Annotated in this window: 10 protein-coding genes; 6 read left to right on the forward strand and 4 right to left on the reverse strand. The window is 46.3% G+C overall.

The window, feature by feature from the left end:
* Positions 1 to 26 precede the first annotated feature (26 nt).
* From D9Y29_RS24375 to D9Y29_RS24390, 4 genes are read right to left on the reverse strand one after another with little or no spacing between them, the layout of a single operon-like run.
* Entirely contained in the window at positions 27 to 1,982 is a 1,956-nt protein-coding gene (locus D9Y29_RS24375; RefSeq protein WP_127132860.1) for an LTA synthase family protein, read from the reverse strand.
* Between the two features lie 3 nt (positions 1,983 to 1,985).
* Complete coding sequence (locus D9Y29_RS24380) at positions 1,986 to 4,388, reverse strand: TonB-dependent receptor (RefSeq protein WP_127132861.1); 2,403 nt, start codon at positions 4,386 to 4,388, stop codon at positions 1,986 to 1,988.
* A gap of 38 nt (positions 4,389 to 4,426) precedes the next feature.
* A complete protein-coding gene (locus tag D9Y29_RS24385) occupies positions 4,427 to 5,470 on the reverse strand; it encodes a sensor histidine kinase (protein ID WP_127132862.1) in 1,044 nt (347 codons plus the stop codon).
* The gene (locus D9Y29_RS24390) at positions 5,467 to 6,141 is read right to left on the reverse strand and encodes a response regulator transcription factor (protein WP_127132863.1); all 675 of its coding nucleotides are present in this window, start codon (positions 6,139 to 6,141) and stop codon (positions 5,467 to 5,469) included. Before D9Y29_RS24390 ends, D9Y29_RS24385 begins: the two co-directional genes overlap by 4 nt.
* Before the next feature lie 73 nt (positions 6,142 to 6,214).
* Here D9Y29_RS24390 and D9Y29_RS24395 point away from each other — a divergent pair, with 73 nt between their 5' ends.
* The 6 genes from D9Y29_RS24395 (at position 6,215) to D9Y29_RS24420 (ending at position 15,379) form a co-directional block, all read left to right on the forward strand.
* Positions 6,215 to 6,910 carry an RNA polymerase sigma factor gene (locus tag D9Y29_RS24395; protein WP_164735536.1) on the forward strand — a complete coding sequence of 232 codons (696 nt, stop codon included), beginning with the start codon at positions 6,215 to 6,217 and terminating at the stop codon, positions 6,908 to 6,910.
* Positions 6,911 to 6,978: 68 nt separating this feature from the next.
* A complete protein-coding gene (locus tag D9Y29_RS24400) occupies positions 6,979 to 8,118 on the forward strand; it encodes a FecR family protein (protein ID WP_127132865.1) in 1,140 nt (379 codons plus the stop codon).
* Between the two features lie 134 nt (positions 8,119 to 8,252).
* Entirely contained in the window at positions 8,253 to 11,699 is a 3,447-nt protein-coding gene (locus D9Y29_RS24405) for a SusC/RagA family TonB-linked outer membrane protein (RefSeq protein ID WP_127132866.1), read from the forward strand.
* Between the two features lie 18 nt (positions 11,700 to 11,717).
* Positions 11,718 to 13,142: a RagB/SusD family nutrient uptake outer membrane protein gene (locus D9Y29_RS24410; protein WP_127132867.1), complete on the forward strand. Its 1,425-nt coding sequence runs from the start codon at positions 11,718 to 11,720 to the stop codon at positions 13,140 to 13,142.
* A 17-nt stretch (positions 13,143 to 13,159) separates the two neighbouring features.
* Complete coding sequence (locus D9Y29_RS24415; protein ID WP_127132868.1) at positions 13,160 to 13,903, forward strand: DUF4843 domain-containing protein; 744 nt, start codon at positions 13,160 to 13,162, stop codon at positions 13,901 to 13,903.
* A gap of 12 nt (positions 13,904 to 13,915) precedes the next feature.
* Positions 13,916 to 15,379 (forward strand): PKD-like family lipoprotein, encoded by a 1,464-nt coding sequence (locus D9Y29_RS24420; RefSeq protein WP_127132869.1) that lies wholly within the window; start codon positions 13,916 to 13,918, stop codon positions 15,377 to 15,379.
* Position 15,380 lies beyond the last annotated feature (1 nt).

Raw genomic sequence — 15,380 nt, forward strand, 5'->3', positions numbered from 1 at the left:
ATTGATGTTTTGAACGGCTTGTGATCTCAGTATTTGAGCCCTCCGTTTTTGTACAGGTAATACGCCGACTGGTAAAATGCGATCGCTTCATTCACAGCATTCCCATTGAAGGCGGCAGGCAATTGTTCATTGTTTGCGAACAGGTATTTATAGGTTTCCACTTTTTGCTGTGGTGACAAAATAACCAGGCTGTCTTGTTTCAGGTATACCAGTTTTTGGTAAGTACCCAGGAAGGCCCTGGGCTGATATTTTTCTTCAAGCACATTCATGCCATATAAATTGGAAACATAATTCCAGTTCAGGATACCAAAAAGGGTAGGGAAAAGATCTACCTGGGAGCAGAGTTTTGTGATGTGCCCTGATGGCTTGCCAGGAAGGTTGCAGATGATGGCTGGTATATGATACTTTGAAACATCGATCTCATTCTTGCCGGCGCTGGAGGCGCAATGGTCCGCAATAAAAATAATAACGGTGTTCCTGGACCAGGGCTGCTTCGAAGCAGCTGCAAGGAATTGCCCGATTGCATAGTCTGTATACCTGACAGCGCCTTCCCGTCCTGATCCTGAAGGGATATTTATTTTCCCATCGGGATAAGTGAAGGGGCGATGGTTGGAAGTGGTCATTACAAAATCGAAGAAGGGTTTCCCTTCGCGATGTTTTTGGTTGGCGTCCCGGATCACAGCATCATAAACATCTTCATCGCAGATCCCCCAGGCATTGCGGAAATGAATAGTGGAGTCGGGTATCTGGTAGCGGGCAGCTGCGAAGCGGTCACCCACCATCAGCTTGCGACCCTTATCGGTAATATCATAACCATTGCTCCCAAAAAACTGGTTCATATTATCGAAGTAGCCATCGCCACCATAGAAGAAACCCGTTGCATATTGTTTGGAACGGAATATGGCGCCAACCGTAAAGAGGTTGTCGTTATCAGGCCTTCGCACGATACTGCTACCCGGTGTTGGCGGAATGGCCAGTGTAAGCGCTTCCATACCCCTCACGGTGCGTGTGCCGGTGGCATACATATTCTCGAACAAGATGTTCTGTTTGGCCAGGGAATCCAGTATAGGTGTGAGGTGTTGCTTGTTGCCAAAATGGTCCATGAAGTCTGCACTGAGGCTTTCGATGGTAACAAGGATCACATTGGGACGCACTTCAGTTCCTGAATCGATGATTTTTCTGCGGATACTATGTTCATCAATCAGAAACCGGGTCCCGGGATCCTGCAAAGCGTTTCTTGTAATACTAAAAGCTGTCTCGTTATTGATCCTCCTGTAAAACTGATCGTAATTGAGCTCATTGTTCCTGAATGCAGAGAAGAATGAATAGATACCTGATTTCGACAATTCATTCTGATAACGGTTATGGCCGGTTTCCGCTAACTGGTTACTGATAAAAAAACTGTACAGTGTACCCAAGCCCAGTAACAACAACCACACAGCAATCCTTATGCGAAAAGGTGCATGATAATTGAACGTATTTCGGAAGATCCCCTGCTTCACGAATAGCCAGGTAATCAGCAAAGCGGCCAGTACCATACAGGAAATAAGAACGGGCAGCGGATAGGATTCATTGATGTTCTGTACTACTTCGTATGTATAGACCAGGTAATCCACAGCAATGAAATTGAATCGACTTTCAAATTCCAGCCAGAAGGTAAGTTCCGCAAAGAAAGAAAACATCAGTACCAGTGTTCCGAGAAAAAAACTTGAATAAGTAATCAGTTTATTGATAATGCTGTTGCTGAATTTTGCAGGGAATAATAATAAATATGTTGCGTAGGGAAGCAAGAAAAACACAGCCACTCCAATGTCGAATAATAATCCAAAACCGAAAATTCGGATGAGGGAGGCTAAAGTTGGTGCTGCGTTGCTGATAGAAACCACCAGCAGTATCACCCGCATCAGGAGCGATAATGAAAGATACATAGCACCAAATCCTGTCAGGAGTTTATACTGGTAAATTCCGGATTTGTTTTTCATATTTTAGAATTTGTAAGCATATCCCAGGCGAAACACCTGTGTTTCATAATAGTCTGAGCTGGTATACCTGAATCCATTTCCATGCACTTCTTTTTTCAGTTGCAGTGTATTGGCAATATCTGTTGCATTGAGAAAAATTTCTCCCTTTCCTTTCTGTATTTGTTTTTTTACGCCCATATCGATAGAAAACCGGTCGAAGGTTTTGCCCTGCGGAACAAGGTCTGGCGCCTGATAGATTGATGTCAGCTGTGCTTCTGTTTGATAAGGCAGGTGGAAATTTATGTTTAGCTTGATATTGCCTGAAAAAATATCTTCTTTTTCAGCAGTGTAAATGCTCTCCACGGGGTATCGGTTCAGGATACTAAAGGCATCGATGGTATTCTTATAACCGTTGAGATTAAGATTCAATGTAGCCCATTTTGCTGTCTCCTGTGTGAGCATGAGCTCTATTCCGTAGGCGTTGCTTTTTCCTGCATTCTGGAAAATATTATAAATGATGGTGCTGCCTGGAGCTATAGTGCCGATACGTGTTATGGTGGCGTTGGTGCTTTTGTGGTAAGCTGCGGCAAAGAAATTACCAGACTGCCAGGATGTTTTATAGCCCAGTTCGAAGTTGTTGGTGAATTGAGGACGCAAGGTGGGATTTCCCACCTTGATAATCTCTGCATCATCATATTTCGGAAATATCCTGATGTCTACTTCGTTGGGTCGGTCCACGCGTCGATTATAGCCAAACGTGAGTTTGTTGTTGTCATCGATCTTATAGCCCAGACGCAGGTTTCCAAAAGGCTGTAGATAATGGTAGTGGTCGCTTCTGTATACATGGTGATCCGGGTTAACATCGTATTCCACATGCACATATTCAACGCGGATACCGGCTTCAATTTCAAACTGCCTTCTCTCTAAAATGTAGTTGCCATAGATTGCAGGTATTGTTTCGCTGTAATCTGCCCAGCCACCGGCCCTTGCATCGATTGGGGAATTGATGCCGGGTTTGAATTGCATGTTAACAGGAATGAAGCGTCTTCTGAATTTGAGACCTGTTTCAAAACGTCCATGTTTCAATGGTTGCACATAATCCAGGTTGAGGTCGGCAACATGCTCATCGGATAGTAAAGCAAAGGAATCAAGCCCGGTAAAGGAGGGCATGATATTGGTGAAGAAATATTTTTCGTCTTCGCGGTGAAAAGTGTAATTGAAATTCACGTTCAGCAACCGGCCCGGTTGAGCAAATTTATGTTGCCAGACTGCGGTGGCTGTGGCAGTTGTTTTTACTTCATCTTCGAGGAACTGCCAGAGGCGGTATCGCTCCTTGAGCGTTGCATTGTAGAAAGGTTCATCGCCACGGTCCTTAATACTTTCACTGCTGAATAAACCGGAAACAGTGAAAGTGTTGGATGCATCTTTGAACCAATCCACTCCCGTTCTAACAGTTATGAAATTGGTGTTGCGGTTCCTTTTTGTTTGTTGACGAACAGTATCCCCGTTATCATAGTATCGATCTGCAAATTCGTTCTTGTTGAGTGTTTGGGTATACAAATTATCCGCCTGCAGGAAAATATTCGTTTTGTTCTTCCGGTAATTGAGTGACACCGATGGATTGATCTTTGGCGTTACCTGGTATTGCGGGCGGATACCAGGATAATTTTCTTTCTTGATCCATAAAGCGCCTGCGCCTGCACTCAATCCGATCTTCCCATTGAACCCTTCTTTCTTTTCTTTTTTAAAAATGATATTGATAATTCCGGCATTCCCGTTTGCATCGTATTTGGCGGAGGGGTTATTGATGATCTCGATCTTCTCGATGGCAGAGGCGGGAATATTCCCCAAACCTGATTGTCCACCGAAACCCGTGAGGGCAGTTTGTTTGCCATCGATCAAAACCATCACCTTGTCACTCCCGCGTAAAAGCAGCAAGCCGTTGCTGGTTGTAATGCCGGGCAGGTTCCTCATGGCATCCAGCACGGAGCCACCGGCCTGACTGATATTGCTGCTCAGACTGAAGGTTGTTTTATCCATTGCGGTTGATACGCCGGATCGGTTGGCGGTTACCGTTACTTCGTTGAGGGATGTAATGGAAGGACTTAGATTAATGAATCCAAGGTCCTGGAAACTGCTGAGCCTGCCGATGAGAACAGCCTGTTCCGCGGTCTGGTATCCGGCATAGGAGCATCGAATGATATAATTACCGGGTTCTAAATTTCCGATGGAGAACATTCCTTTCTCGCTGGTGATAGTGCCTGCCACCAGGTTGCTATCCTTTGCAGCGCGCAGGGTTATGTTCACGAACGGGAGTGCGGATCTTGCCGTGGCATCACGCACCATTCCGGATAAGGTTGTTTTGGATGGCTGAGCCTTTGATGTGAGCTGCCACAAAACACTTAGGAGTAGCAGGGAATACTTCATGGTGGCAGATTACGACCAGATTTGAAAGGAATTTTAAATTAGAAGCGTACTGTAAAAATATGCCTGTTGTCTTCAAATTGATAATCAACCTTCCAGTGATAACGGTCGGCAATTTGTTTAACAATTGCTAAACCTAAACCTGTTCCCGGGGCGGGTGAGCCGGCAGTGGCGAAGCGCATAAACAGGCGGCTGGCATCGAGCGGAGTAGCGCCAGCATTGGAGAGTTGCAGCATTTCTTTGTTGAGCGATATGGAAATGGTTGCGCCCTGGTGGCTATGCCGGATGCTGTTGTTGATCAGGTTTTGTACCAGTATCTCTACCAGGATGGGGTTTCCCCGTACTTCGATATTCTCCTGGATGGATTGGGTAAGATGGATGTTCTTATCGTCCAGGAAATTCTCCAGCATTTGAATGGTATCAGTAAGAAGAGCGGAGAGCGCGATCTTTTCCCGTTCGGGATATTGATTGTTTTCGATCTTGGTGAGTAGGAGAAGATTCTTGTTGATCCGGCTCACGCGCGCCAGTGCATTGAGCGCTTCTTCGATCTGTTCGTATTGATCATTGTTCAATGGCTGGCTTTGCAGCAATATTTCAAGTTTTGATTGAGCAATGGCGATGGGCGTCTGCAATTCGTGGGAAGCATTATCTGCAAATTCTTTCTGCCTGTGATAGGCGTCCATATTGGCCGATAGAAGTTTATCGAGGGTTTCGTTCAATGTGGCGAATTCCGCAATATCCGTGGGCTCGAATTGTACTGGCTGTTGCCGGTTCAGATCGAACTGGCGGAGGCGGTCCATTGTATTGTAGAAGGGTTGCCATAGCTGCCGGGAGATCCTCCTGTTGATGAGTATAAAACCTCCGAGCAGGAGCACGAAGAAGATAACAGTAAGAATGGTTACAGCACCAATGATGAGAAGACTGTCTTCCCGCCCGGCCTCCGGCGTGAGTATGATCTGATGCTCATCCATTTCATAGTGCCAGAGCCTGCTGATGGCAAGGTAGTAAATGGGGATCCCGGCCATCAGGATGAGGCCGGCATATAAGAGGAGTCTTTTGAGGGAACGGTTGAGCAGGTTATTCATATATCCCATTTATATCCGGTTCCGTACAATGTTTTCAGGTAATTGGCACTGCCGACATCGCTGAGCTTTTTCTTGAGGTTCCTGATATGAACATAAATAACATGATGGTTATCGAAGAGGTCAGCCATATCTCCGGTCAGGTGTTCGGCAAGCGCGTTCCTGGAGATCACACGGTTCTTGTTGCTGATGAAATAAAGGAGGAGATCGAATTCTTTTTTAGTGAGCGCCACTTCCTTATTGTTGACCATTACTTTCCGGGCCAGCAGGTCAACCCTGATCTCATTTTGTTCAATAATATTGGAATGACCGAAATGCTTCCGGCGGATCACGGAATGGACGCGGGCCGCCAGTTCCGGCAGGTGGAAGGGTTTGGGGAGATAGTCGTCTGCACCAATCTTCAGTCCGGTTATTTTATCATCGAGTGAATCCTTAGCGGAGATGATGATCACGCCGTCCTGCTTGTTTTCTTCTTTCAGATGCCGGAGCAGCTTCATGCCATCGCCGCCGGGCAGCATCAGGTCCAGTAAGATGCAGTCGTAGGTGTACAGGTCTGTTTTCTCCAGGGCCTCTGCATAGTTGTACGCCACTTCGCAAAGATATTGTTCGGTGGTCAGGTACTGTTTTATACTTTTAGCTAACTCCGGTTCATCCTCTACGATGAGAATTTTCATACTGCAAATTATCATTGAATTTAAAAGAAAATTTAAAGGGCGTTCAAAAAGATTTTGGATGCCCTTTTCGTTTATGATATTTTTGATTTTCGAGCATCTCACCATTCCTGCCTATCCTCAATTTATTAACCCCCGTCAAAATCCTGATAGCTGTTCATTGCCCGTTGATCAAACACATATTGAAAAGGAACTCTTACAACTTTCAGCTGGTGGAGATCAGGCTGCTTTTACACAGCTTTTCCTGCAGAACAGGCATAAGCTGTTCAGCTTCCTGATGCGGTTGACGCAATCGCCCGAGGCAACGGAAGATGTGATACAGGACATCTTCATGAAGCTATGGCGTAACCGGACTTCGCTGGTGGAGATCGAAAATTTCAGCAGCTACCTGTTCCGGATGGCGCAGAACCAGTGTCTCACCCAATTTAAAAGGATGGCGAAGGAAACGCTGATCCTTTCCCGGATAGCATCCGGTACATCCCTTTCGCAATCCACTACAGAGGAACGGATTGGGCTGAAAGAAGTGCAGAAACAATTACAACAAGCCGTATCCAAACTCACGCCACAACAAAAAATCGTTTTCTCCCTGAGCCGAGAAAAAGGATTGAAATACGAGGAGATCGCGGCTGAACTGAACATCTCTCCTTCTACTGTAAAGAACCATATGATCGATGCACTCCGCATCATCCGTCTGCATTTCCAGGCATCTTCCAATACCATTGTGATCAGTGGTTTATACTTGTTGCTGGACACCCTCCAAAAAATTAAATAAAAAAATCCTGTTTTTGACCAGGCCTGTTTTGTTTCCCGTTAGTCGTCTGTACAGGAAATCCAACTAACATGCCTACAGAAAGGATACAATACCTGGCCCGGCAGTTTTTCAACAATAGCTGTACTCCTGAGGAAAAGGAGGAACTGGCTGCCTGGATCAATATGCCGGGCAATGATGGACCTCTGAGAGAATTGCTGCGTAATGCCTGGGAAGAACATACGCCTAACACAGACATGCCGGAAGATATGTCGAATAGACTATTGAAAACCATGTTCAGGGAAAAGAGAAAAACTGTACGTGTTCACTATCTCAGGTGGGCTGCGGCTGCTGCAGTAGTTATCATTGCATTCATGGCCGGCTGGTGGCTCCCGAAAAAAGAGAAACCTGTACAGCCAATCGTTGAGAACTCTATTGTCGGACCTGGCTCCAATGGCGCTATCCTCACGCTGGCAGATGGTAGTAAGATGGTGCTGGACAGCATCGGGAACGGTGTCATCGCCAGACAGGGCAATACTTCCGTTTCCATCAACAACGGGCAACTGGTATATGATGCAGCAGCCGGCGCCGGTACTACAGGGTTCAATACCATGACCACGCCTAAGGGCAGGCAGTTCCAACTGGTGCTGCCCGATGGCACCAATGTATGGTTGAATGCAGCATCGTCTATCACTTATCCCACTTCATTTTCAGGGAATGAAAGAAAAGTCTCCGTCACCGGTGAAGCCTATTTTGAAGTGGCAAAAAATGCAACACAGCCTTTCAGAGTGAGCATCCCTGATAATAAAAGTCACACTATAGATGTACTCGGAACTCATTTCAATGTGAATGCTTACAATGATGCTGGTTATATCAGCACAACCCTTCTGGAAGGAAAGATCAAAGTTGGGCAGGCGATACTGCAACCAGGTGACCAGGCTAATTCGGTTGGTAATTATCCTGCACGTGTCATACAAGGGATGGACCTGGCCTACGTGATGGCCTGGAAGAATGGTCTCTTCCATTTCAACCAGACCAGTCTTCAATTGGTGATGAAGCAACTGGAAAGATGGTACAATATAGATGTACAATATGCAGGTTCACCGCCCGAGCTCAGGATCAACGGCAAGATGGACCGTGGGCTCAATCTGCAGGATATCCTCCTTTGGCTGTCGAAAAATAATGTGAGGACAGAAATGAAGGGAAAGACAGTGATCGTATATGGGCAATAAAAAATCATGCATAAACCTGCCATAAAACAAAAGCCGGAAGTGTTGGTACCACTGCCGGCGGATGTTTGGCGATTATAAACAAGGTCTGAACGAAGACTACTTATTCAATTTGATCACCAAAACGCTACGAAAGTATGCAAAAAACTGCTATTGGTAGTGGTGTTACCCATGGGGGTAGCCGCACCATCACCAAAACCTGCTTGCCGGGAAGGCAGGCGCTGTTAGTAATGAAACTAATAGTTGTGTTATTGACTGCGGCCTTTGTGAATGTGAGCGCTGAAGGCCTTTCTCAAAAAGTAAGTTACTCAGGAAAGAATGCAGATATCAAGTCTGTTTTCCTGGAAGTGGAAAAGCAAACCGGTTATCTTTTCGTGTACAACGAGCCGGTATTGCAGAGTGTAAAGCCTGTATCTATCCAGGCCAGCAATCTCCCCTTACAACAATTCCTCGGTTTGTTGTTCAACAACCAGCCCATTGATTTCATGGTCAAAAGCAAGACTATTCTCCTGTTCCGAAAAACTGTTGAACCCACCAGGGAAGAACCTGCAAGGATCATCATTGGCGCACCGCCTCCACCGGTAACAGGATTGGTCACAGACGAGAACGGCAAGCCAATGCAGGGCGCCACTGTAACGGTGAAGAACACCAAACAGGCCGTTGTAACCGGCGCTGATGGCCGTTTCTCCATCGCTGCCAAAACAGGCGATGTGCTGGTGGTTTCTTTCGTGAACTATGAACCGGAAGAAGTGAAAGTAACGGACAAGTCCATCCGCATTACGCTCAAGCCACTGATAGCGAAGCTGGAAGATGCTGTAGTGAATGGTATCTACAAAAGACCTGTGGAAAATTATACAGGAGCTGCACAATCCTACACGGTTGAAGAATTGAGAAAAGTGAACAACACGAATGTGCTTGCTGCTATCCGCTCACTGGATGCATCCATTCAAATGCCTTCCAATATCAATGCAGGCTCCGATCCCAACCAGCTACCGCAGATCCAGGTGCGCGGTTCCAACAGTATCGCCAACACAGACCTCACCAGTCAGTATGGCTATATCAGCAACCCGCCACTTCTGATCCTCGACGGCTTTGAAGTGCCACTGCAAAGGATCTACGATCTGGATATGAACCGTGTGGCAAGGGTAACCATCCTCAAAGATGCAGCGGCCACTTCCATCTATGGTTCCAAGGCAGCCAATGGCGTACTGGTGATCGAAACCCTGCAACCGAAGAAAGGCAAATTGCAATTCGGCTATAACAATAATCTTTCACTGAACACTCCCGATCTAACCAGTTATCATCTTTTGAATTCAGAACAGAAACTGCAGCTGGAGCTGGCTGCCGGTATTTACAATATCAATTCTTCAATGAAACTTGAGGAAAAAGTAGAACGGGAGCGTTTGTATAACCAGCGTTTGGCTGAAGCCGGGAGAGGCGTCAACACATATTGGTTATCAAAGCCCCTGCAAACATCTTTCGGGCAGCGTCATAGCATTTTTCTCGGAGGTGGCGATGATTACATGCGATATGGTGTAGACCTCGCCTACAACAATGCACCCGGCGTGATGAAAGGATCGAAGCGTGAGAATATTTCCGGCGGTGTGAACCTGATGTACCACAAGAACAACCTGCAATTCACCAACTACCTTTCAGTTACCCATAACAATTCAGTCAATTCACCTTATGGAAACTTTTCCCAGTATGCAAAAATGAATCCTTACTGGCGCCCGGCAGACAGCGTTACTGGAAAAGTGAACAAGATTTTACAGGGGCCGGATGATCCGGCGAGCTGGTACTTCATCGCCTACAATCCACTCTATAACTCCACTTTGAAAACGCATAATTATACGAAGTACCTGAATGTTACCAATAATTTCCAGGCCGACTGGAATATATTACCCGTTTTAAAATTCAGCACCCGCTTCAGCATGTACACGCAGAAGAATGAAGGCGTGGTATTCCTGCCAGCCGATGCCGTGGAATTTGTAAGTACGCCGGACAGTTTAATTTCAACACGCGGATACTTCCAGCAAATGAACGGTAACAATACCAGCTACCAGGGGGATGTATTCCTGAACTATGGAAAGAATTTCGGTAAGCATACTGTATTTGCAACAGGCGGTTATCATATTCAGCAAGACAGAACTTATACCAGCACAATTACAGTGCAGGGTTTTCCCAATTCAGAAATGGATGATCTGCTCTTTGGTTTGCAATACCCCGTGAATGAAAAGCCAACAGGATCAGAAACCATATTACGACTGGTGAGTTATTACGGGAACTTCAGCTATGCTTACGACTATCGTTACCTGCTGGATGTATCTTTCCGTCGCGATGGCTCTTCCCTCTTCGGTTCCAATCAACACTTCGCGCCTTTCTGGTCAGTGGGAATCGGATGGAACCTGCATAAAGAAAAATTCATTCAACTGCCTGAACTGATCAACCGTTTCAAACTGCGTGCATCTTACGGATCTACCGGTTCACAAAATTTTCCTTCCTTCGCTTCAACGCAAACTTATTCCTATCTCACTTCCACGAGATACCTTGATCATATCGGCGCAACCATGCTTAGTCTCGGCAATCCTGATCTGCGCTGGCAGCAAACCAATAAGCTGAACGCAGGGGCAGACCTCGAGTTTTTCAAAGGGCGTATCCAGGCAACCGTCAACTACTACCAGGAAAGAACGGAGGATCTTTTCACTTCCATCAATACCACACCTTCATCCGGATTTGGTAATTACTTCGCCAACCTGGGTGTGGTACAGAACAAAGGCATCGAGCTTTACCTCACTGCCTTTGTGATGAAAAACGACAAGAAAAATCTGTACTGGAGCTTTTATGGCAACCTGCTTCATAACAAGAACAAACTGCTGAAGATCTCCGATGCCCTTAAAGCGCAAAACGATAAGGCGCTGGGTGAACAAACAAAATCCGAAAATCCAATCACGGCGCCGGTACTGCAATACAAAGAAGGGCAAAGTGTGAGCACTGTCTATGCAGTCCGCTCCCTTGGTATCGATCCCAGTACTGGTAATGAGATCTTCCTTACGCGAGATGGACAACAAACCTACCTGTGGAGCCCGCTCGATCAAGTACCTGTGGGCGATAACCAACCCAAATTGAATGGAAACCTCGGCACCAATTTTATGTACAAAGGCATAAGCATCAACGTTAGTATGCGTACCGAACTGGGAGGACAGGTATACAACCGTACCCTGGCAGACAGGGTGGAGAATGCCGATCCTATTTACAATGTTGATGAACGCGTACTCACAGACCGCTGGCAGAAACCGGGTGACCAGGCACGTTTCAAAGGTATCGCCACCATCGGCGGCACGCCCCGCACAGATATTACCAAAGCAAGCTCCCGCTTCATACAAGACAATAACTCCCTGTACTGCGATGCCATCACGCTCGGTTACCTGTTCCCGAAAAACCTGACCAGCAAATGGCGTATGAGCCGCTTCCAGTGCTATTTCTATATCAATAACCCGTTTGTGGTTTCTTCAGTAAGGCAGGAGAGAGGATTGGATTATCCTTTCGCCAGAAACTATGCCTTGTCACTGCAACTCGGTTTCTAATACGTAAAAAAGAATTGTATGAGACTCTTACTGATTTTCATTTCGCTGCTCACTATAGCCTCCGGTTGCAATAAATGGCTGGACGTAAAACCAAAGACCCTGATCGAATCAGAGCAATTGTTCAAATCTGAAAAAGGATTTGAAGATGCCATGTACGGTGTGTATACAACCATGTCGCGGTCTTCATTGTATGGAGAACAACTCACGATGAGCTTCCTGGATGTGCTTGCCCAGCAGTACAACTGCCAGTCCAATCCCAGTCATACTTTTTACCAGGCTGCTAACTACAATTACCTCGATGGAGGCGTGAAGTCAAGGATCGACAGTATCTGGAGCCTGATGTATTTTTCCATCACCAACCTGAACAATGTGCTGCTCAATATCGAAGGAAAGAAAAGCATGTTCCAGCCGCAGAATTATGAACTGATCAAAGGAGAAGCCATCGGCCTGCGGGCCTTCATGCATTTCGACCTACTGCGTTTGTTCGGCGCTCCTTATATGACAGGCGCTGCTAAACCTGCCATTCCCTATATCAAAACTGTATCCGGTGGCGTTACACCGTTGTCTACTGTGAGTGCTGCACTCGATTCGGTGATCTCGGAACTCAAAATTGCTTCAGCATTGCTGAGTGGTTACAAGACCATCAACTATAACTATTACGAACCGGAAAACCAGTTGCAGAACGATTGGCTGAACCATCGCCAGAGCCATTTCAATTACTGGGCCGCAGAAGCAACCCTGGCAAGGGCTTACCTCTATAAAGGTGATAAGCAGCAGGCGCTGGTGCATGCACAAAATGTGATAGACGCTGGCTTCTTCGATTTCCAGGCCCCGGACAGGATCTCCAATCTTGGCGACAGGACCTTCATTCCTGAACATGTATTTTCACTCAGTAAATTTGATATACGTCCGCTGGAAAACAAATATTTCAGGGTCACAGGAGGCGTGAATGTTGGCACAGACGTACAGCTTACCAATTCTTATGGTAATGGTGGAATTGTGGATCAGATCTATGAGATCAATGCCGGAGGGGTGAGCGATATCCGTTACGGGCGCCTCTGGGAACTGAGTGGCAGCGTGTACTTCTGCTCCAAATGGTGGCAGGAATCCACCAATCCCATATTCAATAATTGGGTGCCCCTTGTCCGTCTTCCTGAAATGTATTATATCGCAGCCGAGTGTTCCGATCCTGAAACAGCTACTACCTATCTCAATACGGTGCGTGAACAGAGAGGTGTTCCGGATCTGCCAACCGGCCTGGATGCTGCAGCTATTCAACAGGAACTGCTGAAGGAATACCAGAAGGAATTCTATGCAGAAGGACAATTATTCTACTACTACAAAAGATTGAACAGCCCGGTTATCAGGTTCTCCGTTATTGTTCCATCTGAAAGGGTGTATACATTGCCTCTGCCTGATTCCGAACTGCAGTACAGAAATTAATCATTCAACAATCGATCATGAAACAAACGATCATTTATATAGCATTACTTGGATGTCTGTCTGCCTGCAAAAAGGATGAGATCAGCCCTGCATCCAACGCATCGCCATCCGTGTATTTTATTTATGATATGCTCCGTCTGGTCAATATCGACAGCGTCAGTTACACTTTTGTTGAAAAAAGCAGCACAGTGGAAACAGATACCATTTGGCTGAACGTACGTGCATCTGGAAACACAGCCGATAGAGACAGGAATATCAACCTGGTGGCAGACAATGAAGGCACTACTGCTGTAAAAGACCAGCACTATAAATTCCTGAACAATTTCATGCCCAAAGGGAGTTTCGATACCAGGCTGGGAGTGGTATTGCTGCGCGATGCTTCCCTGCTCAGCAGCTCTGTTGTACTGAACCTGCGTCTGCAGCCATCCAAAGATTTTCCGGTATTGATGAAAGATACCATCATGGGCGATGGCCGCTATTACGGCAGGAACACAGTGAAGATCATTTTCACAGACAGGCTACTGAAGCCAGACAACTGGGATTCTTACCTGATCACATTTTTTGGCGCTTACAGCAACGTGAAGTTCAGGTTCATTACCGGTGTGCTGGGTGTATCAACTTTTTCTACAACCGGTCCCAATCCGGTGAACTTCCCGAAAATGCAATTCTATCAGAACACAGTGAGGAACGCATTGCTGGAATACACCACCGCCAATGGACCGCTGATAGACGAAAACAACAATGTTGTAGTAATTCCCTAAAACATTTGATCCATGAAACGACTTCTTTATATACTCATTATGGCAACTGTACTGAACAGTTGTTACAAAGACAAAGGCAACTACAGTTATAATGCGATCAATGATATTGTAGCAAGTTTCAGTGCCGATACATTTCGCGTCAACAGGCTCGATACCCTGCACATTATCCCACAACTATCCGGCCCCGATACCAACAGGTTGAAATTCGAGTGGCGCGTTGTGGGTGTTAGCGATCCGGCTGAGCCGCTGAGCATCGGCAAGATAGTCACCATCTCCACGGACCGTAGTATCCGCGAACAGATCACATTGCAGGCTGGCCCATACTATTACCCATTCTATTTTGTAGCGATCGATACTGTGACCAATGTGAAATATTTCAAGCGCCTGCACCTGCAGATCACTACAGAACTGCAAACCGGCTGGATGCTGCTGGAACAAACCAGCGGCAATGCAGACCTGAGCTTTATTACACCCGGAGATAAAGTTATACGGAATGTGTATTCTGCAGGCAATCCCGAAAAGCCATTGCCGGCTACAGCGCGTGATGTGATCAGCATCGCCACAGGAAGTCTATTAGGTACATTGAATCTCGTGTACTTCGATGGCGGAGGTTATGTGCTGGACAATACTTCTTTGCAGGTAGCAGGAGATTATGAAGATATGTTCTATGCCAGGCCACCGGTGGTGGATCCATACAATATGCACAAACCAAGTATTTTCCAGTATGGCCCTTTTACTTTCAATAATGGAAAAGTGTACGCGCTGAATGGGACTTTCGCCTCGCTGCTTTTTGGAACGGCTTATACACAGCCCGATAACAAGGGTTATTCAGTGGCACCTTTTGTGGCAGGTGGACTGGGCTATGGAGCCATCTTCTTCGATCAGGCCAATTACCGTTTCCTCTACGACGGCGGCAGTACTTCCACATCCCTGAAAGTATTTCCTGCCAATACAAGCATGGCATTCGATCTGAACAATGTACACAAGAAGATGCTGACGATGAAACCCGGAATGGGCTGGGATCTCTGGCCGGATAACTGGTATGCCATTTTCAAAAATGAGGATGATGATAATTGCTTCCTGTACACCATCAATGCAAACGGAAATATGACCACTACGCCCGTAGCTGCTGCCATGCAACCGATGCTGAGCAGTCCTGATATACATCGCAGCCCGGAATATCTCTTTCCGGCCACGGTCAGGCAAATGTATTATGCGGCAGACAATAAGCTCTATCTCTATGATATGGCTGCCAACCAGAGCCGCGTGATCTACCAGTTTGAAGCCGGCGAAAATATCACTGCGATGAAACTAAAAGATAATGCCATCACACTGGCTACCTACAATGGAAGCGCAGGCGGCGGCAGCGTATACTTCCTTCCATTGGCCACTACCGGGGATATCAGTGGCAACACATACTCCAAAAAATTCAACGGATTCGATAAAATTGTTCAACTGGCATTTAAAGTAGGATAAC

It is taken from the genome of Pseudoflavitalea rhizosphaerae (assembly GCF_003991355.1).
Lineage (GTDB): Bacteria > Bacteroidota > Bacteroidia > Chitinophagales > Chitinophagaceae > Pseudobacter > Pseudobacter rhizosphaerae.